Source organism: Serratia sp. NFX21, from assembly GCF_048517035.1.
GTDB classification, from domain to species: Bacteria; Pseudomonadota; Gammaproteobacteria; order Enterobacterales; family Enterobacteriaceae; genus Serratia; species Serratia quinivorans.
This window is the reverse complement of sequence record NZ_CP183196.1, coordinates 3,565,402-3,590,933: the sequence shown is the minus strand read 5'-3', so window position 1 is coordinate 3,590,933 and position 25,532 is coordinate 3,565,402. Positions and strand designations below refer to the sequence as shown.

20 protein-coding genes are annotated in these 25,532 nt (G+C 58.1%); 15 read left to right on the top strand and 5 right to left on the bottom strand.

Going from position 1 to position 25,532, the window contains the following annotated elements; all coding sequences use genetic code 11:
- The first annotated feature begins 175 nt into the window (after positions 1-175).
- On the top strand, positions 176-1,129 hold the full coding sequence (gene cbl, locus ACNT1W_RS16890) for an HTH-type transcriptional regulator Cbl (protein WP_012145640.1): 954 nt from the start codon (positions 176-178) through the stop codon (positions 1,127-1,129).
- A gap of 51 nt (positions 1,130-1,180) precedes the next feature.
- Here cbl and ACNT1W_RS16885 read toward each other — a convergent pair whose 3' ends face one another.
- Together ACNT1W_RS16885 and ACNT1W_RS16880 are read right to left on the bottom strand one after the other, a co-directional pair.
- Positions 1,181-1,381: a hypothetical protein gene (locus ACNT1W_RS16885; RefSeq protein WP_419245889.1), complete on the bottom strand. Its 201-nt coding sequence runs from the start codon at positions 1,379-1,381 to the stop codon at positions 1,181-1,183.
- Positions 1,382-1,432: 51 nt separating this feature from the next.
- Complete coding sequence (locus tag ACNT1W_RS16880; protein ID WP_112364276.1) at positions 1,433-2,035, bottom strand: hypothetical protein; 603 nt, start codon at positions 2,033-2,035, stop codon at positions 1,433-1,435.
- A 283-nt stretch (positions 2,036-2,318) separates the two neighbouring features.
- On the opposite strand from ACNT1W_RS16880, the gene ACNT1W_RS16875 reads away from it, so the two are divergent.
- The 13 genes from ACNT1W_RS16875 (at position 2,319) to cobA (ending at position 21,461) form a co-directional block, all read left to right on the top strand.
- A complete protein-coding gene (locus ACNT1W_RS16875; protein ID WP_419245888.1) occupies positions 2,319-3,887 on the top strand; it encodes an ABC transporter substrate-binding protein in 1,569 nt (522 codons plus the stop codon).
- On the top strand, positions 3,887-4,939 hold the full coding sequence (locus tag ACNT1W_RS16870; protein ID WP_261137016.1) for an ABC transporter permease: 1,053 nt from the start codon (positions 3,887-3,889) through the stop codon (positions 4,937-4,939). Before ACNT1W_RS16875 ends, ACNT1W_RS16870 begins: the two co-directional genes overlap by 1 nt.
- On the top strand, positions 4,936-5,805 hold the full coding sequence (locus ACNT1W_RS16865) for an ABC transporter permease (RefSeq protein WP_419245887.1): 870 nt from the start codon (positions 4,936-4,938) through the stop codon (positions 5,803-5,805). Before ACNT1W_RS16870 ends, ACNT1W_RS16865 begins: the two co-directional genes overlap by 4 nt.
- On the top strand, positions 5,795-6,631 hold the full coding sequence (locus ACNT1W_RS16860; protein ID WP_012145636.1) for an ABC transporter ATP-binding protein: 837 nt from the start codon (positions 5,795-5,797) through the stop codon (positions 6,629-6,631). Before ACNT1W_RS16865 ends, ACNT1W_RS16860 begins: the two co-directional genes overlap by 11 nt.
- Positions 6,628-7,299: an ABC transporter ATP-binding protein gene (locus ACNT1W_RS16855; protein ID WP_419245886.1), complete on the top strand. Its 672-nt coding sequence runs from the start codon at positions 6,628-6,630 to the stop codon at positions 7,297-7,299. Before ACNT1W_RS16860 ends, ACNT1W_RS16855 begins: the two co-directional genes overlap by 4 nt.
- Before the next feature lie 149 nt (positions 7,300-7,448).
- On the top strand, positions 7,449-9,023 hold the full coding sequence (locus ACNT1W_RS16850) for an ABC transporter substrate-binding protein (protein WP_375190380.1): 1,575 nt from the start codon (positions 7,449-7,451) through the stop codon (positions 9,021-9,023).
- A gap of 57 nt (positions 9,024-9,080) precedes the next feature.
- Entirely contained in the window at positions 9,081-10,361 is a 1,281-nt protein-coding gene (locus ACNT1W_RS16845; RefSeq protein ID WP_419245885.1) for a nitrate- and nitrite sensing domain-containing protein, read from the top strand.
- Between the two features lie 504 nt (positions 10,362-10,865).
- Complete coding sequence (locus tag ACNT1W_RS16840; protein WP_261128510.1) at positions 10,866-12,125, top strand: CmpA/NrtA family ABC transporter substrate-binding protein; 1,260 nt, start codon at positions 10,866-10,868, stop codon at positions 12,123-12,125.
- 8 nt (positions 12,126-12,133) lie between these two features.
- A complete protein-coding gene (ntrB, locus tag ACNT1W_RS16835; RefSeq protein WP_261137021.1) occupies positions 12,134-13,030 on the top strand; it encodes a nitrate ABC transporter permease in 897 nt (298 codons plus the stop codon).
- Between the two features lie 9 nt (positions 13,031-13,039).
- The gene (locus ACNT1W_RS16830; RefSeq protein WP_419245884.1) at positions 13,040-13,828 is read left to right on the top strand and encodes an ABC transporter ATP-binding protein; all 789 of its coding nucleotides are present in this window, start codon (positions 13,040-13,042) and stop codon (positions 13,826-13,828) included.
- Between the two features lie 10 nt (positions 13,829-13,838).
- Entirely contained in the window at positions 13,839-17,984 is a 4,146-nt protein-coding gene (gene nirB, locus ACNT1W_RS16825; RefSeq protein ID WP_419245883.1) for a nitrite reductase large subunit NirB, read from the top strand.
- On the top strand, positions 17,981-20,632 hold the full coding sequence (locus ACNT1W_RS16820; protein ID WP_419245882.1) for a molybdopterin-dependent oxidoreductase: 2,652 nt from the start codon (positions 17,981-17,983) through the stop codon (positions 20,630-20,632). Before nirB ends, ACNT1W_RS16820 begins: the two co-directional genes overlap by 4 nt.
- A 13-nt stretch (positions 20,633-20,645) precedes the next feature.
- Positions 20,646-21,461, top strand: coding sequence for a uroporphyrinogen-III C-methyltransferase (gene cobA, locus ACNT1W_RS16815; RefSeq protein ID WP_419245881.1), 816 nt, complete (start codon positions 20,646-20,648; stop codon positions 21,459-21,461).
- 4 nt (positions 21,462-21,465) lie between these two features.
- Here cobA and ACNT1W_RS16810 read toward each other — a convergent pair whose 3' ends face one another.
- Together ACNT1W_RS16810 and ACNT1W_RS16805 are read right to left on the bottom strand one after the other, a co-directional pair.
- Entirely contained in the window at positions 21,466-22,032 is a 567-nt protein-coding gene (locus ACNT1W_RS16810) for a YbhB/YbcL family Raf kinase inhibitor-like protein (protein ID WP_419245880.1), read from the bottom strand.
- 134 nt (positions 22,033-22,166) lie between these two features.
- A complete protein-coding gene (locus tag ACNT1W_RS16805) occupies positions 22,167-22,868 on the bottom strand; it encodes a prepilin peptidase (RefSeq protein ID WP_419245879.1) in 702 nt (233 codons plus the stop codon).
- Positions 22,869-23,388: 520 nt separating this feature from the next.
- Between ACNT1W_RS16805 and ACNT1W_RS16800 the strand changes: the two genes are divergently transcribed.
- Positions 23,389-24,882, top strand: a complete 1,494-nt coding sequence (locus tag ACNT1W_RS16800) for a YchO/YchP family invasin (protein WP_112364062.1) — start codon at positions 23,389-23,391, stop codon at positions 24,880-24,882.
- On the opposite strand, the gene narL is transcribed toward ACNT1W_RS16800, so the two are convergent.
- On the bottom strand, positions 24,879-25,529 hold the full coding sequence (narL, locus tag ACNT1W_RS16795; protein WP_153860001.1) for a two-component system response regulator NarL: 651 nt from the start codon (positions 25,527-25,529) through the stop codon (positions 24,879-24,881). The genes ACNT1W_RS16800 and narL overlap by 4 nt on opposite strands.
- Positions 25,530-25,532: the final 3 nt, after the last annotated feature.

Genomic DNA, 25,532 nt, shown 5'->3' with positions numbered 1-25,532 from the left:
ATCTCATTAATATTAAAGGAATTGATTATTTCCTGGCTTATAAACAGTTAATTCACCGCGGTGAAAAAATTCACTTAGCATGAAAATGCATAACTAAAGGTTATTTCTTATTTGTCCCCTTACCCCAGACTCCGTATCACTGTGTTTAACAATATTGTTCGACCGGGGGGAGTGGATGAACTTTCAACAATTAAAAATTATTCGGGAATCGGCGCGCTGCAACTACAACCTGACCGAGGTAGCCAACACTTTATTTACCTCACAATCTGGGGTCAGTCGTCATATTCGGGAACTGGAAGAAGAACTGGGTATTGAGATATTTATCCGCCGTGGCAAACGTTTATTAGGCATGACCGAGCCGGGCAAAGAGCTGCTGGTGGTGGCAGAACGCATCCTGAATGATGCCAATAATATCCGCCGTCTGGCAGACGTATTCAGCAGCAACGACGCCGGTCAGTTGCACATTGCCACTACCCATACCCAGGCGCGCTATAGCCTGCCGGGGGTGATCAAAGAGTTCCGCGCGCTGTATCCACGGGTGAGAGTGGTGCTGAATCAGGGCAGCCCCGAGGAAATCGTTGGCATGCTGGCCTCTGGCGAAGCCGATATCGGCATTGCCAGTGAAAGGCTGATGAGTGATGAGTCTCTGGCGGCCTTTCCCTACTACCGCTGGCACCACACCATACTGGTACCGGAAGGGCATGAACTGACCCGTCAGCCGCAGGTGACGCTGGAAATGCTCAGCACCTTGCCGCTGATCACCTATCGACAGGGTATTACCGGCCGTTCACGGCTGGATAGCGCTTTCAAAGCCGCCGGGCTAACGCCGGATATCGCCTTAAGCGCGCAGGATTCAGATGTGATTAAGACCTATGTCGAACTGGGGTTGGGAGTGGGGGTGTTGGCGGATATGTCTTACGAGAAGGAGCGCGACCATGGGTTGGTCAGCCTTAATGCCGAACATCTGTTCGAACCCAATACCGTTTGGTTAGGTTTGAAACGCAGTCAGTTACAACGTAACTATGCCTGGCGATTTATCCAGCTGTGTAACCCTACGTTGTCGCTGACTGAAATCAAAGACAAAGTATTTTCCTCACAGCTCGATACGGTGATCGATTACCAGATTTAGTTCAGAGGGCGGCGAAAACGCGCCGGGCATAGCGCCCGGCGATAGATAAAGCTAAAGCTGTTTTCTCAACAGTTTTCTCACCAAACGGCGTTTGCTTTTTTGCACTGGACCAATGAGCTCTAATATGGGGACTCCTTCATGAGGCGGTGGATTCTCCATATGCCAGCGAAGATGTTGCTGCAAAATTTCGATTGCGATTTCTTTTTGTTCTTGAATGGTTAGCGTTGGGTCGGTTAGATCCTTCTGTTTCATAGCCTCTTCCTTTTGAGCGTTATTTGTACACATCCTATCATGTGCTGATATTCAATCCTGCGGTCTTTTCAGATCCTCGATGTATTTACTCAATGTAAGAAAGTCAGTTTTGCAGTTCATGGTGCCGGGTATCACGGTGAATGATGCCTGGCGGGTATAGAGCTCGAGCAGACGATTGTTGAGGACGTTACTGATCAGTATGTCGGGAAGCGCTGTAGATATCAGCCCTTGCGTGTGCAGATTCACGCCATAAAAATAGAGGGTGTGCAGGCAGTGTTGCAGCATTTTGCCTCTTAGCGGATGTTTAGCCGCACGTCTGGTAAAGCTCTCCAGTGCGACCAGTTCGATGACGTTATCCACTCGGTGGTAGTAACACAGGCAAAAGCCAACACGAGTCAACGGCGCAGTAATCCACCTGAAAACAAAAGCAAAGCTTCCTGGCCTGAGCGCTGTGCTGTTATAAAATTTCAATAGCGAGCGCCAGTTAAGCGAATGACCATTTTTTCTGCCTTTTTGCCAGCGGCGATCTTGTTCAGTCAATGGGCTAATGAACAGCCCCGATTGGGCCAGCACGGTGTTCATATCTTCAATTGTTTGTTGAACCGCCCGATTATGTGAATCTTTGCCGCCATCCGTTGGCGTGTTTGCTTCCATTCGATAGCCCCCTGTAGCATCAAGTCGCACACTAATTGCTGCTAAGGGATTGCACAAAACGTTGTTTTCTCTAATGCGCAGCGGTACGCAAAAGATGTCACTGGTACTCAGAATTTCCACGGCGATTACGCCGCTGCCCGCAAAACCCCGCCTGCTTAATAATCAAAATCGCAGCTATAGACATAAAAAGAATATCTATAGTTATTTAAGTACCTTCGCCTGCCGATGGCTCTCACATACACTCGCGAAATTACTATAAATTCCATCCGCTTGGAGAGTTTTGATGAAAGCGTTCGTCCCTTCTTTGGTGTTTTTGGCCGTGGCGGCCAGTTTCAGCACGCAGGCAGCAACTCCGGCGAATACGTTGGTCATTGCCCAGTCAATCGATGACGTAGTCAGTTTTGACCCGGCTCAGGGTTTTGAATTAACCACGGTGCAGTCGTTTAACAGCCTGTATCAGCGGCTGATCCAGTCCGATCCAAAAAATCCGATTGAGCTTAAACCGACGTTGGCCAGCGAATGGCAGGCGGGCAGCGATAACCGCAGCCTGACTTTTACCCTGCGACCGGACGCCAAATTTGCCAGCGGCAACCCGCTGCGCCCGGAGGACGTGATCTTCTCGCTGTCGCGGGTGGTGAAGCTGAATCTGGAGCCGTCGTTTATCCTCACCCAACTGGGCTGGAACGCTAAAAATGTCGACCAGTACCTGACCAAGGTTGATGACCATCGGGTAAAAATCAGCTGGAGCGAAAACGTCAGCCCGGCGTTTGTGCTTAGCCTGCTTTCGGCACCGGTGTCTTCCATTGTCGATGCCAAAGAAGCGTTGGCGCATCAGCATGGTGATGACTTTGGCCATCAGTGGCTGAACAGCCATTCCGCAGGTAGCGGCCCGTATAAAATTCGCACCTATGTGCCGCATGAAGTGGTGGTGCTTGACGCCAACCCAGGCTCGCCAGAGGGCGCACCCACGCTGAAAACCATCCTGATCAAGAACGTGCCGGATCCGGCCGCCCGCCGCTTGCTGATCGAACAGGGGGACGCCGATATTGCGCGAAACCTTGGTGCAGACCAGATGGCAGCGCTGAAAGGCAAGCCGGGCGTCAAGCCGCTGGCGATCCCGTATGCCTCACTCTATTTCCTGCAGTTCAACGCCAAGGCGTCACCGGCACTGGGTAACCCGGCATTTTGGGAGGCGGCGCGCTGGCTGTTCGACTATAAAGGCATTGCCGACGATCTGCTGAAAGGGCAATTCCAGACCCATCAGGCGTTCCTGCCGGAGGGTTACCTAGGGGCGTTGAAGGACAAGCCTTACAGCTTTAATCCGACCAAGGCCAAGGAGATTCTGGCCAAGGCCGGTTTGAAAGACGTCAGCTTTAAGCTGGAGGTCAACAACCAGCCGCCGTATCTGGATATCGCACAGGCATTACAGGCCAGTTTCGCGCAGGGCGGGGTGAAGGTGAGTCTGGTGCCGGGCCTCAGTGCGCAGGTCTCCACCAAGGTCAAATCCCTCAACTACGACGCGACCCTGACCTCCTGGGGGCCGGATTATTTTGACCCAAATACCAACGCCGCCGCTTTCGCCTATAACCCGGAAGACGGCAGCAAAACGTTGGCCTGGCGTGCCAACTGGCAGATCCCTGCGTTGAACAAGCTGACGCTGGCGGCCACGGCGGAAAATGACACCGCCAAACGGGTGGCGGATTACCAACAGTTGCAGCAAGCCGTTCAGAAAAGTTCGCCGTTTGTGATAGGTCTGCAGGCACGCAGCCTGATTGCGGTGCGCGACAACCTGAAAGGCTATGAGCAGGGCATCAACCCTGACATGGTGTTCTACAGCAAGGTCAGCAAGTAATGATCAGCCGTTCCTCTTCGGCCGGGTTCGCCCGGCACGGTTGGCGCTGGGGTCGCAGGCTGTTTACCGGCTTGCTGTCGCTGGCGCTGACGCTGCTTGGCCTGCTGCTGTTCACCTTTATGCTCTCGCACCTGGCGCCGATCGATCCTACGTTGCAAATTGCCGGCGATCACGCCAGCGAAGCGACCTATGCTCAGGTGCGCCATGATTTGGGGCTGGATCAGCCGTTGCCGGTGCAGTTCTGGCGTTACCTGGTGCATCTGGCGCACGGGGATATGGGCATCTCGCGCATTACTTCGCAGCCGGTGCTGAGCGATTTGCTTCGTACCTTCCCGGCAACGGTCGAGCTGGCGACCTGCGCGATCATCCTCGGCGCCGTCGGCGGCATTACGCTGGCGTTTCTGGCGGTGATCAAACCGGGCGGCTGGCTGGACAACGTGGCGCGACTACTGTCACTGATCGGCTATTCGGTGCCGATCTTCTGGCTTAGCCTGCTGGGGCTGCTGCTGTTTTACGCCACATTGCATTGGTCGGCGGGGCCGGGGCGGCTGGACGATATCTATCTGTACAGCATGGAGCCGCGCAGCGGATTTATCCTGGTTGACAGTTGGCTGTCCGGCGATCGCGAAATGTTCTACAACGCCATCAGCCACCTGTGGCTGCCGGTGGTGGCGCTGGCGCTGCTGTCGATGGCGGGCATCACCCGTTTACTGCGCGCCGCGATGCTGGAAGAGTGCAATAAAGAGTACGTTACCCTGGCGCGTTCCAAAGGGGCCAGCCGCGCGCGCATTCTGGTGCGTCACGTATTCCCCAACGTGTTGGGCACGTTGATCACCGTACTGTCGCTGTCCTACGCCAGCCTGCTGGAGGGCGCGGTATTGACCGAAACGGTATTTGCCTGGCCCGGTGTTGGGCGTTATCTGACCACCGCGCTGTTTGCCGCCGATACGCCGGCCATTCTGGGTGCCACCTTGCTGATTGGCACCTGTTTTGTGGTGCTTAATGCGCTGGCCGACGCGCTGACCTATTTAGTGGACCCGCGAACCCGATGAGCCAATATCTTTCTGAACATGAACCCCAGAGCGCACCGGCCGCCGTCCACCGCCCACGCGGCCGACTGACCACGCTAACGATTGGCGCAACGCTGGTGGCTATTTTAATCCTCACTGCGCTGTTGGCCCCCTGGCTGGCGCCGTTCGATCCCAATTTGCAACACATCGAGCTGCGGCTGTTGCCGCCTTCTTCCGGCCATTGGCTGGGCACCGACGGCTTTGGTCGTGACCTGTTGTCACGGGTGATTTACGGGGCCAGGCCAACGCTGATCCTGGTGTCATTGATCCTGCTGCTGACCATTCCGATTGGCCTGCTGGTGGGCATTAGCGCCGGTTATCTCGGTGGCTGGGTCGAGCGTATTCTGATGCGCATAACCGATATTTTTCTGTCGTTGCCCAGCCTGGTGATCGCACTGGCGTTTGTTGCTGTGCTGGGGCCGGGGTTGATGAACGGCGCGCTGGCGTTGGCGTTAACCAGTTGGCCTTCTTTCGCCCGGCAGGCGCGGGCAGAAACGCTGGCGCTGCGTCGCAGTGATTATTTGGCGGCGGCGCGGATGCAGGGCATTGGTGGTCTGCGGTTGATGATTGGGCACATTTTGCCGTTATGCCTGCCGAGTGCGGTGGTGCGTGCGGCGCTGAGTCTGGGCGGGATTATCCTGTCTGCCGCCGGTTTGGGCTTTCTCGGCATGGGCGTGGCCCCACCGACTGCCGAATGGGGGTCAATGGTAGCCGAGGGCAGCAAAGTGATTTTTGACCAATGGTGGGTCGCCGCGGTACCGGGCGGGGCGATCCTGTTTGCCAGCCTGGCCTTTAACCTGTTGGGCGACGGCCTGCGCGATAAAATGGATCCTCGTCATGGGCACTGATAACAATTTATTGACCGTTGAACGGCTATCGGTAGCGCTGCCGGGCGCGCAGCCGCTGGTCAAAGGCATTTCTTTCAGCATGGGACAGGAGCGGCTGGCGCTGGTCGGTGAGTCCGGTTCCGGCAAATCCCTGACTGCGCGAGCCTTGATGGGGCTGCTGCCACCGCCGTTACAGCTACAGGCGCAGCGTTTAACCTTGGGTGGGGACGATCTGGCACGCCTGAGCGAGCGTCAGTGGAACCGTCTGCGCGGCAACAAAGTGGCGATGGTGATGCAGGATCCCAAGCATGCGCTGAACCCGACCCAGCCGATTGGCCGTCAGGTGGAGGAGCCGTTGCTGCTGCATACCCGCCTGGGCCGCGCCGAACGGCGAGAGAAGGTGCTGGATATGCTGGCGGCGGTTGGCTTGCCCGACCCTGCCGCGCTGCGTCAACGCTACCCGCACCAGCTGTCTGGCGGCATGGGACAACGGGTGATGCTGGCAATCGCGTTGATTAACGATCCGCAATTACTGATTGCCGACGAACCCACGTCCGCTTTGGATCACCAGATGCGCGATCAGGTATTGCAACTGATTGAGAACCTGGTGGAGCAGCGCAATATGGGGCTGATTTTGATCAGCCACGATTTACAACAGGTGGCGCACTACTGCGAACGGGTGTTGGTGATGTACAAAGGCGAACTGCTGGATCAGTTACCCGCCGATCGTCTGGCCTCGGCCACTCACCCCTATACCCGCACGCTGTGGTCGTGTCGGCCAAGTAAGGAAACCCATGGCAAATCCTTGCCGGTGTTGGATCGCGCGTTGCTGGAGTCGCTGAAATGAGCCTGATAACACTGGACAATCTCAGCGTCAGCCATCGTCAGGGCTATGACGTGCGTACCGTGGTGCATGAGGTCAACCTGTATATTGAAGCGGGCGAATGTTTTGGTTTGGTCGGCCCTTCCGGCTGCGGAAAATCGTCGCTGCTGTGGGTGTTGGCCGGGCTGAATGAAAACTGGAGCGGCGGTTTCCAACTGCTGGGCCGCGATTTGCAGCCGGGTCGCCCGTTCACCGGTACGTTGCGGCGCGAGGTGCAGATGGTGTTTCAGGATCCTTATGCCTCGCTGCACCCCAAACATCGCTTGCTGCGCACGCTGGCGGAGCCGCTGAAATTGCTCAAAGAGAGCGGTATCGAACAAAAGATCAGCGCCGGTTTTCGTCAGGTAGGCTTGGATCCGCGCTTGTTGGACCGTTATCCGCACCAACTTTCCGGCGGTCAACGTCAACGGGTAGCGATAGTGCGCGCACTGCTGTTAAAACCCAAACTGCTGTTGCTCGATGAGCCAACCTCGGCGCTGGATATGTCGGTGCAGGCGGAGATCCTCAACCTGCTCAACGAGCTGAAACAGGCGGGTGACCTGACGATGATCCTGGTCAGTCACGACGCCGATGTGATCGACCACATGTGCGATCGCTCGGTGGCGATGGCGCACGGCCGTCTGGTCAGCTGAATTCTGCCCGCCGTTAGCCCGGCGGGTATTATTTGGAATCAATAGACATCTGCGTAATAAATAAAGCAATTTATAGTCGTTCTTCATCTAAGCCACTGCCCCTACACTCGAAAAATAACGCATCCGCGTAATTCTGGAGAGTGCATCTAATGAAACGGTTAATCCCCACCTTATTGTTCAGCGCCCTGGCGGCGAGCTTTGGCGCACAGGCGGCTACCCCGAAAGACCAGCTAGTAGTGGTCAGTTCGCTGGAAGGCATCATCAGCCTGGATCCGGCGGAAAGTTTCGAAACCGTCAGCTCGGCCAACCTGGTCAATCTGTATCAGCGGTTGCTCACGCCGGACCGTACCACGCCGGAAAAACTGGCGCCGGAGTTGGCCAGCGGTTGGCAGGCGGGGGCAGACGGTCGCAGCCTGATTTTTACCCTGAAGGCAAACCAGCGTTTTGCTTCCGGTAATCCAGTGCGGCCGGAGGATGTGATCTTCTCACTGGTGAGAGCGGTGAAACTGAACAAGGCGCCGTCGTTTATTCTCGGCGAATTTGGCTGGACGCCGGAAAACGTCGAGAGTCAGTTGAAGAAGCTGGGCGATAACCAGGTGCAGTTAAGCTGGTCGGCCAATATCGGCAGTGGGCTGGCATTGCGGCTGTTGACCGCGCCGGTCGCCTCGATCGTCGATGAAAAACTGTTGAGTGAGCACAGCCAACAGGGAGATTTCGGCAACGCCTGGCTGCGTTCCAATTCCGCCGGTGCAGGGCCTTATCGCGTCAGTAACTATGTGCCGCATGAGGCACTGTTATTCAGTCGCAACGACTACGCTCAACCGCAGGCGAAGATAAAAACGGTGCTGCTGAAGAACGTCAGCGATGCCGGAACCCGGCGCCTGTTGCTGCTGAAAGGAGACGCCGACGTGGCTTACGACCTGGGTGCCGATCAGTTCAATTCGCTGCGTAAAGAGCCGGGTGTCAGGATAGAGCAGCAGGACTCGTCCAAAGTCTATTATCTCGGCTTCAACACCGGCAGCAAACAGACGCCGGCGTTGAGCAACCCAGCCCTGTGGCAGGCGGCGCGCTGGCTGGTGGACTATCAATCCATTGCCGACAACCTGTTGAAGGGGCAGTACCGTGTTCACCAGGCGTTTCTGCCGCTGGGGCTGGATGGCGCGATCGACGACCAACCGTTCAAGCTCGACGTAGCCAGGGCCAAACAGATTTTGCATGACGCCGGGATTGCCGAAGGCACGCGCATTGATCTGATCGTCATCAACCAGCCGCCGTATACCGATATTGCCCAGGTGCTGCAGGCCAGCTTTGCCAAGGCCGGTTTGCAACTGGATATCCATCCGGTGGTGGAAAGCGATCTGTGGGGCAAGATGCGCAGTCGTGATTTCCAGGCCATTTTCACCTATTGGGGTGCCGATTATCTGGATCCGAACACTAACGCCAGCGCCTTCGCTTACAATGTGCCCGGCGGGCCGAAAACCCTGGCATGGCGTACCCAGTGGAACATCCCGGCGCTGAGTGCGGAAACCCGCGCAGCGGCGGCGGAAGGTGACGGGGCAAAACGCGCCGCGCACTACGCCAGCTTGCAGCGTGAATTACAGACCAGCTCACCTTACGTGGTGGCATTGCAGGGGCAAACGCTGGTGGCGCTGCGCGACAACGTTAAAGACGCCAAAGTGGATATCGCCAACAGCATGCTGTATCTGGATCGCGTGAGTAAGTAGCCCGCCACGGCACGGCTTTTGCAGGATCGGTTTATTTAGCGAATCGGGGATCCTGTCATGAGCCGCAATCACGTTTTCCCACCCAGCGCCGGCGACTTTTTGCTGGCCTCCAGGCGCTGTGAAATCACCGTATTGCAGCAACTGTTGCAGATGGGGCAACTGGTCGGCCGGGTCAGCCAGTTGATCCACGTGCTCCAACGGGAACGCGGTACCGTCAATATTTACCTGTGTTCACAGGGAGCATTGTTCGGTGAACGCTTGGCCGGAAGGGCGCAGGAAGTGGAACAGGCTGAACTGGCGGTGCAGCGCCAGTTGATGCAGTTGGATGACAACACCGCCCCCCTGGCCAGCGCCAGCCGTCTTTTCAGCCGCATTGCCTGTGCATTGCATAATCTTGCCGGCCTGCCCGCGTTGCGCTGCCAGGTGCAGCAACGTCAAATTTTGCAGCCTGCCGCCATGGGCATCTTTAATGAAGTTATTCATAGCCTGCTGGCGCTGGTGTTCGAAGCGGCGGATGCCTGCGCGGAACCCACCACGGCACGTGCGTTGATCGCCATGTTCAGCTTTATGCAGGGCAAGGAGCTGGCTGGGCAGGAACGGGCGATCGGCGCGGCCGGTTTTGCCTCCATGCATTTCGATGAGTCGGCGCACCAGCAGCTACTGGTGCTTATCGAAGGGCAAGAGCGCTGTTTTGCCACCTTCAGCGAGTTTGCCGATGAGTCTTCGCTGGCCCAGTGGCGGCGAATGCAGCAACAAGATGACCGCGAGTTTGAGCGCCTGCGCCGTATTGCCTGCACCCAATGGCAACTGAGTAACAAAGCCGACACCAGTCTGCGCTGGTTTGAGATCACCAGTGCGCGTATCGATCTGATGAAACAGATTGAGGATCGGCTGGAGGAGGCGCTGATGGCCAGTTGCCGCCACAATCTGACGCAGGCCCGGCACGCAATGGCGGAAGACTGCGCAGATTACTCGCCACAGCCGATGCGAGAAAGTTACGCGGTTTTCGTGGCTGCGCCTTTGGGGGATGCATCGCCGCTGGTGGGGGATGGTATCCACCCGCGCCTGGGGCGCTCGATGCTGGAATTGATTCAGCAGCAGTCACAACGTCTGCATGCGCTGTCGGAAGAACTGGCCACGGCGCGTGCGACCTTGAGTGAGCGCAAGCAGATAGAACGCGCCAAAGCGTTGCTGATCCAGCATCGCGGATTGACCGAGGCGGCGGCCCATCGGCTGTTGTTGAAGATGGCGATGAACCAGAACCAACGGCTGATTGATATCGCCAATGCCATGCTGGCGGTGGCGGATATTCTGCCGCCCAGCGGGAATACTCCCTAAGGGGTATATGCACACAGTCAGTGCAGTTACTGCCTTGCGATCGTGCAAATACCCGTCGCCTTTCAAGTTGCAGCGTTGTTACCTGCACTCAGTTATGTGGCCCGTCCATGGGCCACACCCCTTTGGGGCCGCTGCTGGCAGCGTTCAAATCTGCTCCCGGCAGATTTGTCACCCCAGTTACTTAACTTTTGTAAGCGCCTGGGGATGAGCAAGCTGGGCGCCTAGCCGTGCTGTACAGGGATGTACAAATGCCGCGAGCGCATGGACGCGCTAGAGCGGCCAACTTGAAATTCATAGGGTATAAATTACATAACTATAAATTGGGGTATGTAAAATGACAGATCTGGCACGCAAGCTGCATTACTAAAACGTAGCCCGGCCAATGGCGGTCGGGTTGCCAACAAGATTATGGATAAAGGCGTCCTTTCAGCATGTTCACCCCAACGGTGGAATGTGCTGATGGGACGCCTTTTTTATTTTATCGCCTGATTGAAGGAATTGCCGATGACGCACACCAAACCCTCCGGACTTAGCCTGACGCGCCGCCGTTTTTTGGCCGGTAGTGCGGCGTTGGGCGGCAGCATGATGTTGCCCGGCCTGATGAACGCCGCCTGGGCGGCAGGCTCTGACGCCCCGGAGAAAAAAGAGATCCGCGTGGGCTTTATTCCACTTACCGATTGCGCTTCGGTGGTGATGGCGGCGGTGAAACAGTTCGATCAGAAGTACGGCATCAAAATTATCCCCAGCAAGGAGGCCAGTTGGGCGGCAGTACGCGACAAACTTTTGTCCGGTGAACTGGATGCGGCGCACGTACTGTACGGCATGGTGTATGGCCTGCAGCTTGGCGTCGCCGGACCGCAGCAGGATATGGCGGTGTTGATGACGCTCAACAACAACGGTCAGGCGATTACGCTCTCCAACCAGTTAAAGCAGGCCGGTGTCACCGATGCTGCGAGCTTGAAAAAAACCGTCGATGCCAGCGCCAAAGGCACCTATACCTTCGCCCAAACCTTCCCGACCGGCACCCACGCCATGTGGCTGTATTACTGGCTGGCTAACGCCGGAATTCACCCGTTTGACGACGTACGCAATGTGGTGGTGCCGCCGCCGCAGATGGTGATGAACATGAAAATCGGCAACATGAGCGGCTTTTGCGTGGGTGAGCCGTGGAACCAACGTGCAATTGCGGAAGACATTGGTTTTACCGCCGTGACCAGCCAGGAGATTTGGCCCGATCACCCGGAAAAGGTGCTGGGTACCACCGGCAACTGGGTGACGGCCAACCCCAATAGCGCCCGCGCGCTGACCGCTGCGGTACTGGACGCCGCACGCTGGATCGACAGTTCGGACGCCAACCGACAGGAAACCGCTCAGGTGGTGGCGGGGCGCGCCTATATCAACACCAGGCCGGAAATCATTACCGGCCGCATGCTCGGCCAATACCAGAACGGTCTGGGCAAGTCGTGGCAGGACTCACATGCGATGCGTTTTTTCCACGATGGCGAGGTGAGCTACCCCTACCTGTCCGACGGCATGTGGTTCCTGACCCAGCATCGCCGCTGGGGCTTGTTGAATGCCGAACCGGACTATCTGGCCGTCGCGAAGAAAATCAACCGTATCGAAATCTATAAGCAGGCGGCCAGCGCGGTGGGTGGAGTAAACCTGCCCGGCAGCGATATGCGTACCAGCACGCTGTTAGACGGCAAGCGCTGGGACGGCAGCAATCCGGCGGAATACGCCAACAGTTTCACTTTAAAGCGTTGAGGTCACCAATGAAAAATCTTGCTGAACGGATCGAGATTCCTGCGTCATCGCGGGCAGAAGTCAGTGCGGAAATCGTGCCGCTAAAGCGCCCGGTAATGCCACTGCCGCAGCGCAAAGCCCGCTGGGGTTTGCTGTTACAGCAGAGTTTCCGCCGTGGCGTGCCCGCCGCGTTGGGATTTGTGCTGACCCTGGTGGTCTGGCAGGTTGCGGCGCTTAACAGCAAGGGTTTCCCTACGCCATGGGCCACCTGGCAGGCGGCACTGGTGCTGTTTGCCGACCCATTTTATTCCGCCGGGCCGAACGATCAGGGCATTGGCTGGAACGTACTGGCTTCGCTGCAGCGTGTGGCGACCGGTTTTGGGCTGGCGGCGCTGGTCGGTATTCCGGCCGGTTTTCTGCTGGGGCGCTTTGCGTTTTTGGCCAACATGCTCAACCCGATCATTTCACTGCTGCGCCCGGTCAGTCCGCTGGCCTGGTTGCCGATTGGTCTGCTGCTGTTCCAGCGGGCGGAGCCTGCTTCAACCTGGACCATTTTCATCTGTTCCATCTGGCCGATGATCCTCAACACCGCCGAGGGTGTCACGCGTATTCCGCAGGATTACCTCAACGTGGCGCGGGTGCTCAAGCTGTCGGAGTGGACGGTAATGCGCAAAATCCTGTTCCCGGCAGTGCTGCCTTATGTGCTGACCGGTGTTCGCCTGTCTATCGGCATCGCCTGGCTGGTGATTGTGGCGGCGGAAATGCTGACCGGTGGCGTTGGCATCGGTTTTTGGATCTGGAATGAGTGGAACAACCTCAACGTCGAAAACATCATTATTGCCATCATCGTGATCGGTGTGGTCGGGCTGCTGCTCGAACAGGGACTGATGTTACTGGCAAAACGTTTTAGTTATCCGAACCGCTAGGAGTACGCCATGAAACCGATTATTCAGGTCCAGAACGTCAGCCAGCGTTTTGCCACCCCGCAGGGGGAGTTTATTGCGCTGGAACGGGTGAGTTTTGATATTCAGGCCGGGGAAACGCTCAGCCTGATCGGCCACTCCGGCTGCGGTAAATCAACGCTGCTGAATTTGATCGCCGGGCTGACCTTGCCCAGCGACGGCGTGTTGCTGTGTGACAACCGGCAAATCACCGGGCCTGGCCCGGAGCGCGGGGTGGTGTTCCAGAACCATTCGCTGCTGCCGTGGCTGACAACCTACGAGAATGTGGCGCTGGCGGTGCATCAGGTGTTTCGCCATGAGATGACGCGCAGCGAAATGCGCGACTGGATTGAACACAACCTGGCGCTGGTGCATATGAGCCATGCGCTGGACAAACGGCCGCATGAAATCTCCGGTGGTATGAAGCAGCGCGTTGGCATAGCTCGCGCACTGGCGATGAAACCTAAAGTGCTGTTGATGGATGAACCCTTTGGCGCACTGGATGCGTTAACTCGTGCACATCTGCAAGACGCGGTGATGGAAATTCAGCAGCGGCTGCACACCACCATAGTGCTGATTACCCACGACGTCGACGAAGCGGTGCTGCTGTCTGACCGGGTGTTAATGATGACCAACGGCCCGTCGGCCACCGTCGGCGAAATCCTGCCGGTGGCGCTGCCACGCCCGCGTTCACGAGTCGCGCTGGCGGATGATCCGCAATATCACCATTACCGTCGGCAGGTGCTGAAATTCCTTTACGAGAAGCACGCGAAAGCGGCATGAGAGCCGGACGATGGATAAACCCAGACTGGTGGTGATTGGTAACGGCATGGCCGGTATGCGGCTGGTGGAAACCCTGTGTCGGCTGGCGCCAGAGCGTTATGCCATCACGGTGATTGGCGAAGAGCCGCGGGGCAACTACAACCGCATTCTGCTTTCGCCGGTGTTGGCGGGGGATAAGGCCTTCAGCGACACCCTGCTGCATGACTATGACTGGTATCGGCAGCAGGGAGTGCAACTGCTGGCCGGAGACCCGGTGCTGGCGGTGGATCGGCAGCAAAAGTGGGTGAGTACTGCCCGGCATCGGTTGCATTATGACCTGCTGGTGTTGGCTACCGGTTCGCGCCCCTTGCTGCCACTGCTGCCGGGTGGGGCATTGAACGGTATTTATGGCTTCCGCACTCTGGATGATGTTGAAGCGATGATCGCTCGCTGTCGTCCAGGCCGACCGGCGCTGGTGATGGGCGGCGGCGTTTTGGGGATTGAGGCGGCGGCGGCACTGGCGCAGCGCGGCATGAGCGTCACCGTGGTGCACCGGGGCGAGCACCTGATGGAACGTCAGTTGGATGCCCGTGCGGGGCGGATGCTGCAACATAACCTGTTGCAGCGCGTAATCGAATGCCGGCTGAACTGCGAAGTCAGCCGGTTTCAGGGAAGCGAGCGGGTCAGTTCGGCCAGCCTGAGTAACGGCGAGATAGTGGCCTGCGAACTGGTGGTGATCGCCGTCGGGGTGCAGCCGGAAATTAGCCTGGCGCACTCCGCCGGCCTGGCCTGCCGACGCGGCATCGTGATCGACGACCAGATGCAAACGGCAGATCCGGCGGTGTTCGCCATCGGCGAATGTGCTCAGTTTGGCGAGATCACTTTGGGCCTGGTGGCCCCCTGTTGGCAGCAGGCTGAACTGTTGGCGCGGCGGCTGAGTGGGGAGCCGGTGGCGGGCTACCGGCCAACGCCGTTGCATACCCGCCTGAAGGTCAGCGGCGTCGAGGTGTTCAGTGCCGGTGAGATGGCCACAGACGGGCTCACCGAGGTCCATCACGCCGAAGACCCGCAGGCGCAGCATTACCGCCGCCTGCTGGTGTGCGACGGAAAATTACAGGGCGTGGTGTTGTATGGCGATGCTCAGGACAGCCCTTTTTATCTGCAGCAGCTTGGCCTGCCGGTGCAACACCCGGACGACTTGCTGTTTGGCAGCAGCGAACCCGTGACGCCTGCGGCGTCTGACGAGAGGATATCTGATATGCACAAGCCCGTTTTGGTGGTTGCCGGTCACGGCATGGTCGGCCATCACTTCCTGGAACAACTGGTTACGCGCGAGCTGCATTTGCAGTACCACATTGTGGTGTTTGGTGAAGAGCCGGTGGCGGCTTACGACCGGGTACACCTGTCCGAGTTTTTCTCCGGCCGCAATGCGGACTCGCTGTCGATGGTTGAGGCGGGGTTTTTCGAGCGTAGTGGCATAGAACTGCGGTTGGGGCAGGAGGTGTGCGCTATCGACAGACAACGCAAATGCGTGATTGATGCCGAGGGCCGTGAGACGGCCTATGACCAGTTGGTGCTGGCGACCGGCTCCTATCCGTTTGTACCGCCGATCCCCGGCAACGATCGCCCTGGCTGCCTGGTTTACCGCACGCTCGACGATCTGGCCGCGATCGCAGACTGCGCCAAAACCGCGCGCGTCGGGGTGGTGGTCGGTGGCGGCTTGCTGGGACTGGAGGCTGCCAATGCGTTGCGTCAGCTTGGGCTGAACACCCATGTCGTGGAGTTTGCGCCGCGCCTGATGGGGGTACAGTTGGATGACGGCGGCGCGACCATGTTGCGCAGTAAAATTGAGGCATTGGGCGTCAGTGTGCATACCGGCAAGCAAACTCAGGCGATTATTGAAGGTTCGTTACACTGTCACTGCATGAATTTTGCCGATGGGGAGCAGTTAGAGGCTGATTTAATTCTGTTTTCCGCCGGTATCCGTCCTCGTGATCAGCTTGCCCGTGCTGCCGAACTGGAGGTGGGGGCACGCGGCGGTATTGTGATTGATAGCCAGTGCCGCACCAGCGACGAGGCGATTTATGCCATCGGTGAATGCGCCTTGTGGAACGGGCAAATTTTCGGCCTGGTGGCACCGGGCTACCAAATGGCGCGTATCCTGGCCGATCGACTGGCTGGAGGCGAAAACGTGTTCTGTGGCGCGGACATGAGCACCAAACTGAAACTGTTGGGCGTGGAAGTGGCGTCGATCGGTGATGCCCATGGTCACACCCCCGGCAGCCAGAGCTACACCTGGGTCGACGGCCCGCAGCAAGTGTATAAAAAAGTGGTGATTGACGCGGATGGCAAGCGATTGCTGGGGGCGGTGCTGGTGGGCGACAGTGCTGAATACAGCACGCTGCAACAGATGATGCTTAACTGTCTGCCGTTACCCACCACCCCGGAAAGCCTGATTTTACCCGCAACGGCGGGGGCTGCGCCGAAAGCGCTGGGCGTTTCCGCCTTGCCGGCCACGGCGCAGATCTGTTCTTGCCATAACGTCAGCAAGGGCGATATCAGTGACGCGGTGGAGCAGGGTTGCGGTGATTTGACGGCGGTAAAAGCCTGCACCAAAGCGGGCACCGGCTGTGGCGGCTGTTCGGCGCTGGTAAAGCAGCTGATGGAGCACGAATTGCAGCAGCGTGGCGTGGTGGTGAAGAAAGACATTTGCGAGCATTTCGCCCATTCACGCCAGGAGCTGTATCACCTGGTCCGCGTTGGCAACATCCGCACCTTTGACGAGTTGCTGGCCCGACATGGTCATGGGTATGGCTGTGAGGTGTGCAAACCGCTGGCGGGGTCGATTCTGGCTTCGTGCTGGAACGAATATCTGCTAAAGCCGCAGCATCTGCCGTTGCAGGATACCAACGATCGCTTTTTTGCCAATATCCAGAAAGATGGCACCTATTCGGTGGTACCGCGGGTACCGGCCGGGGAAATTACTCCGCAAGGATTGATCGCCATCGGCCAAATCGCTCTGCGCTATCAGCTCTACACCAAGATTACCGGCGGCCAGCGGGTTGACCTGTTCGGCGCCCGGCTGGAGCAATTGCCGGAGATTTGGCAGCAGCTGGTCGACGCCGGATTTGAAACCGGGCATGCCTACGGCAAGTCACTGCGCACGGTGAAATCTTGCGTCGGCTCCAGTTGGTGTCGCTATGGCGTGCAGGATTCCACCGCGCTGGCTATCGAGCTGGAGCATCGCTACAAGGGGTTGCGGTCGCCGCACAAAATCAAGATGGCGGTTTCCGGCTGCACGCGAGAGTGTGCGGAGGCGCAGAGCAAAGACGTCGGGGTCATTGCCACCGAGAAAGGCTGGAACCTGTACCTGTGCGGCAACGGCGGCATGAAACCGCGCCATGCCGATTTATTTGCCAGCGATCTTGATACCGCCACGCTGATCCGCACGGTCGACCGTTTCCTGATGTTCTACATTCGTACCGCCGATCGCCTGCAGCGCACCAGCACCTGGATGGACAACCTGGAAGGTGGGCTGGACTACCTGCGTGAAGTGGTTTTGCAGGACAGCCTGGGGATCGGTAGCGAATTGGATGCCGAAATGGAAACTGTGGTCAGCCATTACCAATGTGAATGGCAAACCACGCTCGCCAGCCCGGATCGCCTCAAGCTGTTCCGTCCGTTTGTGAACAGCGAACAGCCGGATGAGGCCATAGTCTGGCAGGCGGAGCGCGGACAACGTCGCCCGGCGGCAGGGGTGGAACGTGGGCAGGTGATTGAGGTGCAACCGGCGGTGGCCGCCCGGGAACAGTGGCTGGATGTCTGTGCGCTGGCGGAAATCCCGGTCAACGCCGGCATTGCTGCCCGGCTGGGGCAGCGGCAGATTGCGCTATTCCATCTGGCGGACAAGGGCGTTTATGCGTTGGCCAATCAGGAGCCGGACTGTGACGCCAACGTGCTGGCACGCGGGCTGTTGGGGGACGTAGCCGGTGAGCCGGTGGTGATCTCTCCGCTATACAAACAGCGTTTTCGTTTGAGTGACGGTATCTGTGCAGATAATGCCGGGCGTGCCGTCACCGCCTGGCCGGTGCGGGTAGAAGCAGGCCGTGTGTGGGTATGCAGTACGCCGCTGTCGATACAGGCCAAACTGCCAGAAACGGCGGAAGTGACGTCATGAACGCCGTACATTGCACCACCTGCCCCTACTGTGGCGTGGGCTGCGGGGTCGCCATTGAACAGCGCAGCAACGGTGAACTGACGGTCGGCGGCGACGTTACGCATCCGGCCAATCAGGGACGGCTGTGTGTCAAAGGCAGCGCGCTGGGCGAGACGCTGAGCCTGACGGGCCGCCTGTTACAGCCGCAGGTCGATGGCCTGCCGGTTAGCTGGGATCAGGCGCTTGAGCAGGTGGCACAGCGTTTTAGCCAGATTATTGAGCAATATGGCCCGCAGGCGGTGGCGTTTTATGCTTCCGGTCAGCTGCTGACCGAAGATTATTACGTGGCAAACAAACTGATGAAGGGATTTATTGGTGCGGCCAATATCGACACCAATTCCCGGCTGTGCATGGCGTCGGCGGTAGTCGGCTACAAGCGGGCATTCGGCGCGGATGTGGTGCCTTGTTGTTATGAAGATATCGAACAGGCGGATCTGGTGATATTGACCGGTTCCAACACCGCCTGGGCGCATCCGGTGGTCTATCAACGGTTGGTGAAGGCCCGTAAGCTGCGCCCGCAAATGCGGGTGGTGGTGATTGACCCGCGTGAGACGGCGACCTGCGATATTGCCGACTTGCATTTGCCGCTGCGGCCCGGCAGCGATGCGGCTTTGTTTACCGGAGGGCTGCACTGGCTGGCTGAACAGCAGGCTCTGGATACCGCCTTTTTGCAACGGCATGCCAGCGGCACAGAGGCTACGCTGGCAGCGGCGGCGGATTGGACACCACAGCGGGTGGCCGATTTTTGCGAACTGCCACTGAGTGCCGTGCTGGCGTTTTTCCACCTGCTGACCGCGTCCCGCAACTGGGTCACGCTCTATTCGATGGGCATTAACCAGTCTGCCAGTGGCGCGGATAAATGCAATGCGATTATCAATCTGCACCTGGCGGGAGGGCGCATTGGCCGCGCTGGCAGCGGCCCGTTTTCGATCACCGGTCAACCCAATGCCATGGGCGGGCGGGAAGTTGGTGGATTAGCCAATCAGTTGGCGGCGCATATGACGTTCAACCCCGAAGACACCGACCGGGTACAGCGTTTTTGGCAGTCGCCACGCATCGCCCAACAACCGGGGCTGAATGCGGTGGATTTATTTCAGGCGATCGCCGCCGGGCAGGTAAAGGCGGTGTGGATTATGGGCACCAACCCGGTGGTTTCCCTGCCGGATGCCGATGCAGTCAGGCAGGCGCTAAAAAATTGCCCGCTGGTGGTGGTGTCCGAAGTGATGGCGATGACCGATACCGCCGAACTGGCACATATCCGCCTGCCGGCATTGGCCTGGGGAGAAAAGGAGGGCAGCGTGACCAATTCCGAACGCTGTATTTCACGCCAACGTGCATTTTTGCCGGCGCCGGGGCAAGCCCGTGCCGACTGGTGGATCCTTAGCCAGGTTGCGCAGCGTATGGGGTATGGTACGGCCTTTGGCTATCAACATCCTTCGGAGATATTCAGTGAGCACGCGGCGCTGTCAGGATTTGAAAATAACGGCACGCGCGCGTTCGATATCAGTCAACTGGCGGGATGGGATCTACAGCAATGGTTGCAGATGGCACCGGTACAGTGGCCGGTCAATGCACGGCATCCTGTGGGTTGTCGACGAATGTTTGACGACGGGCGTTTTTTCCATGCCGATGGCAAGGCGCGACTGCTGCCGGTGACGCCACGCTTGCCGCAGAATGCGCTATCACCCGGTTATCCACTGGTGCTGAACACCGGCCGCATCCGCGATCAGTGGCACACTATGACGCGCACCGGCAAGGCCGCGCGGCTGATGCGCCATTTGAGCGAACCCTTCTGCGAAATACACCCGCAGGATGCGGTCGAACTGGGAATTGCCGATAGCAGTCTGGTTCGCCTGAGCTCGCCCCACGGCTGGATGCTGGCGCGTGCACAGTACCATCCGGGGCAGCGGCGCGGTAGCCTGTTTGCGCCGATGCACTGGAACGGTCAATTCACCGCACAGGGTCGGGTCGACAGCCTGATCCCACCGATAGTGGATGCCGACTCCGGCCAGCCGGAAAGCAAGCATGCGCCAGTGCGGGTCAGCCATTGGCCCACGAGCTGGCAGGCGGAGATTTTTATTCGTGCCGAGGTTGCCGCCCCCAAGGGTATCTACTGGAGCCGGGTCGCGCAGGACGGTTTGACTCACTACATTATGGCCGGCCAGCGGCCGGTTGAAGACTGGCAAGCCTGGTTACGGCGCCATTTCTCGCTGGAGGGCATGACGCCGCAAACGGCACAGTTGGCCCAGCGCGGTCTGCACCTGATTGGCTGGCGGCAGGGCGAGGTGCAATTGGCGTTTTATGTTCGCCAGCAGGCCCCGCAGCTGGATCGCCCGGCGATCCTCCGTGCCTTTGAACAGGCTCCCACCGCAGGGGCTGAACGGCTGGCACTGCTGGCGGGGCGTGGTGCGCCAGGCCAGTCAGCGGCTGGTGCCACGATTTGTAGCTGTTTCGGCGTGGGCGAGAATCGCGTCATTGCGGCCATCCAGGCAGGTTGCCACAGCGCAGAGGCATTGGGTGCCCGTCTGCAATGCGGCACCAACTGTGGCTCCTGCCTGCCGGAGCTAAAAAAACTGATTCAACAGCATGCATCCCAACGGGTGGCCTAACGGAGGTGGTGAGATGAGCGCGATTGAGAAACTGATGTTGGCCGGAGATCTGCGCCAGCCGGTACGTAACGGTGAAGTGTGGCTGGTGGGCGCCGGGCCGGGGGATGCGGAGTTACTGACGTTAAAGGCATTACGGGTCATCCGGCAGGCGGACGTGGTGGTGTTCGATCGTCTGGTTTCCCCGGCGGTAATGGCCTTGCTGCCGCCGGAGGCGCTGCGCATTGACGTAGGTAAGTCCATGGGCTGCCACACGCTGTCGCAAAAGCAGATCGATCACCTGTTGGTCGAATTGGCCCTGTCCGGTAATCGGGTGGTACGCCTGAAGGGTGGGGATCCGTTTATTTTTGGTCGCGGCGGGGAAGAGATGGTTGAATTGCAGCGCCATGGCGTGGTCTGCCATGTGGTGCCGGGTATCACTGCCGCCAGCGGTTGTGCGGCGGCGAGTGGTATCCCGCTGACACACCGCGATTACGCGCAATCAGTGCGTTTTGTCACCGGCCATTGCCGTAACGGTGAGGTGAGTCTGGACTGGCACGGCCTGGTCTCTGCGGGGCAGACGCTGGTGTTTTATATGGGGCTGACATTAAGCGAAACCATTGCCACGCAACTGATGCGCCATGGCATGGCCGCACAGACGCCGTTGGCCATTATTGAACGCGGTACATTGCCTCAGCAGCGGGTATTAACCGGTACGCTGTCAGAATTACCGACGTTAATTGCCCGTCAGCGGCCGGTTTCACCCAGCCTGCTGGTGATTGGTGAGGTGGTCAGCCTGTACCGCGCGCCGGCTATTGTCGCTGAGATGCCGACAGAGGCGTTGACCGCCTGAGCCGCTATTGGCCGAAGCGACCGATAATGCCCGCACCGCCCTTGGCGTGGCCCTGTAATTTCTCCAGTAGCTGTTCGCGGGTAAGCCCCGGCCCGAGCGCGTGGGGGGGCAGATCGGTGGCGATCAACACAAAGGTATAGTGGTGAAACCCGGACCCCGCTGGAGGACAGGGACCATGATAAACCGAGGTGCCCGGTGAGTTTTTACCACCGACAAAGCCTTTGCCCTGGGTGAGATCGCCCTCGGCGAAGCCGCTGGCGTTGGCAGGTATGCCATAGGCCACTAAATGGCTAACGCCCAGACCTGCCTTGCCCTCGGGATCGGACAGTAACAGGGCGAAGCTTTTGGTGTCTGCCGGTGGGTTGGCCCAGCTTAGCGGCGGCGAAACATTGTCGCCGGTGCAGCTGGCGTTGCCCGGTGTGGCCCCGGCATATTTCTGCGCCAGCGAGCCACCATCCTGGAATGCCGGTGAGCTGAGGGTAAAGGTGCCGGCGGCCTGTGCCGCGAACGACAGCGAACCGCTGGCTAATGCCGCGCTGAGCGCGATTGCAGATAAACCACGACCTGACATACAACCTCCTGTGTTGATTTGGGTAAACCTCGTTTTGCCTTGGGCAAAGCATAGTGCTGCAGGCGGAGGGGCGCCATAACAGCTACGCCAACAGTAGGCTATAACAGCGACATAACGGCCGGGCCAGTCTGGCATCAGGGTGAAATAAGGTGAAATGCTGTGATTTCTCCGCTGAAAGATGAAGGGCCGCTATCGGCGGTCGCCAACAGAACCAACCAGCCGGAAAGCGCCAGATAAAGGCCAAAGGGCAGCGTATCCTGCCTGCCGGCTTTGCGCAGTAAACGGGCTATTGCCGTAGCGCACAACCCGGCCGCTGCGGCGCCGCTGACCAGTATCGGCAGGGCGGCCCAGCCGGTCCAGGCACCCAGTGCCGCCAACAGTTTAAAATCCCCCTGACCGATACCGTCCGTTTTCCGCCTGCGGCGATAGGCCATATTGAGCAACCACAGCGAAAGATAACCGATGCAGGCCCCGGTCACCGCTTCGGTCAGCGAAACAAAATAGCCTTGCTGATTGACCAACAGCCCGGCCCATAGCAGCGGTTGGGTCAGGCGATCCGGTAATAGTCGCTGTTGCCAGTCAATGAGAGCCAGCGCCAGTAATATTGCCGCTACCGGCAGCAGCAATAGCCGTTGTAGCAGTGGAATATTGAAAGGCAGGGCCGCCAGCCCGGCACTGACGGCAATCAACATTAGCGTGCGTTCCCTCGGTAGCGGGTGTTGCGTCAAGCCTGGTGAGAGGATGCCGATCAGTCTGGTGGCGAGCGCTGCGGGCAGTAACATGGCCGGGATAAACAGGCCGCGAAACCAGAAATCGAGCTGAGGATTATCGAACATAAAAGCTTCCTTACCGGTCTGAAATTAGCGTTCAAAATAGCGGCAAAAAGGGTTTCATGCAGAGCGATTGTTTTATCGATTACCGGTATTGCGCAGGGGGCCGCAATCCACGGTTAAGTGCCAGGTGAAATACACTGAAATTGCGAATTGCTACGCATAATCAATAGATTAATTTCTTGGTGAATTTAAATTTGCGGTTTTTTTCGGCAAAATCAGCGATGAAATAAAGTGAATTCTCGTTTTCAGCCGCAAGAGTTTCAGCGTTTTTCTGGCACTCCATCACCGACTGAAATAATTGAAGGCCATGTGACGTTGTCACTAAATTAAATGAGGTTTATCCGATTGTTTCTGATGATAAAGCCATTAGACTTTAGGGTTCATGATGCAGTTTGGCTCGCAACTGCCCGTTAGGGGCAAAATGCCAGACTGCGCAAAGTTTGGGTGGTCTGTCGTCTGGAGTGATGGCAGCAAGAAAGGGTTTATTTGCCAACCCTCTGGATCAAGGGGTGGCGACTGTGCAATGACAGACGTTATTCATAAAGCGCGTTACCGATTGAAAAAAGTTGTGCCTTTTGCCACGGGGTGTTTACCGGCGATGGGGTTGGCGTGGCTATGCGGCGCGTTGCCCGCCTACGCCGAATCGCCACCCGCACCGGACTCGGTTGTTCAGCAACCGGCCAACGATTTGCCGGAACTGGGCGGCAATGCTTCCAATGACGCCGAGCGTGAAAAAGAGTGGGCCACCATGGCCAAACAGCTGGGCGAACGTAACCTGAATAACGTTTCGAGCCAACAGGTGCGTACCCGTGCCGAGAGTTATGCGGTCGGTCAGGCCAGCAGCGTGCTGCAACAGCAGGCCCAGGAACTGCTTTCACCGTTGGGTAACGCCAAACTGTCGCTGGTGATGTCCGACCAGGGGGATTTTTCCGGCAGTAGCGGCCAGTTGTTCAGCCCGCTGTATGACGTTAACGGCTTGCTGACCTATAGCCAACTCGGCCTGCTGCAGCAAACCGAGGGTTCGCTGGGTAATTTTGGCCTCGGCCAGCGTTGGGTCGCCGGCGATTGGCTGTTGGGGTATAACACGGTGCTCGACAGCGATTTCGAGCGCCATCATAACCGTGCCAGCCTGGGGGCCGAAGCCTGGGGAGATTTCCTGCGTTTTTCCGCCAACTATTACTATCCGCTGTCGGCGCTGGCGCAACAGAGGGATAACGCCCAGTTCCTCAGCCGTCCGGCGAGCGGATATGACATCACCACTCAGGGCTATCTGCCGTTTTACCGCCAGATTGGCGGCTCGCTCAGCTATGAACAGTACTGGGGTGAGAACGTCGATCTGTTTGGCAGCGGCAAAAAGCAAAATGACCCGCGTGCCATGCAACTGGGGGTGAATTATACCCCGGTCCCCCTGGTGACGGTGAAAGCGTTGCACAAGATGGGGGAAGGTGGGGTAAGTCAGGATCAGGTCGAGCTGGCGTTAAATTATCGGCTTGGTGTACCGCTGGTGAAGCAGATTTCGCCGGAATATGTTGCTCAGGCCAAGTCGCTGCGTGGCAGTCGTTATGACAACATCGAACGGAAAAATGTGCCGGTGATGGCGTTTAAACAGCGTAAAACGCTGCAAGTGTTCCTGGCCACGCCGCCCTGGCGCCTGCAACCGGGAGAAACCTTGCCGCTGGTGCTGGAAATCAAAACCACCAACAAAATTACCCGGGTCAGTTGGCAGGGAGATACGCAGGCACTAAGCCTGACGCCGTCGCAAAACGGTAACGATCCACATGGCTGGAGCCTGATTGTGCCGCAATGGGATGACTCACCGGATGCCGCCAACCGCTACCACCTGTCGGTGACGCTGGAAGATGACAAACAGCAATTGGTGACCTCTAACTGGATCCAACTGCAGGTGACGCCGCCTTTGACAGTTTCATCTGAAATAGAGCAGGGGCTGCCACCGGCAAAAGTACTGCAACCACCGACTATCCCGGCAGAAACCGGGCCGTTGAACGGCAGTGATTAACCGTTTTTTCCCTGCAGTACCCAGACGGCGGCTTCAACGCGCGATTTCAGCTTCATTTTTTTCAACAGGTGTTTGACGTGCACCTTGACGGTGCTTTCGGTGATGGTCAGCTTACGGGCGATCATCTTGTTCGGCAGACCCTGGGCGATCAGTTTGAGAATGTCACGCTCACGTGGCGTCAACTGCTGGATATCGCGTTCGGCGCTGGGGCGGTTCTCACGCAGGCTGGCCGCCAGGATCGGCGTCAACGCCTCGCTTAACACCATCTGACCGGCCGCAGCCTGATGCAGGGCTTTCAGCAACTCCTCTGGCTCCATATCCTTCAGCAGATAGCCGTCGGCACCGCGTTTTAGCGCGCTGACTACGTCATCCTCATGATTCGACACGCTAAACACCACAATGCGCCCAGAGAGCGCAGTCATGCGCAGGCGATCCAGCGTCTCCAGGCCATTGATGCCCGGCATGTTCAGGTCGAGCAGGATCAGATCCGGATCATGCTCTTCGGCTAGTGTGACACCCTGTTCGCCGTTGCCGGCTTCAGCGATCACCTGCAGGCGGGAGTCCATGCCGATGAGCTGTTTTACGCCATTGCGCAGCATCGGGTGGTCATCAATCAATAAAATAGTGGCGGCAGTTTCGGTGGTCATGGT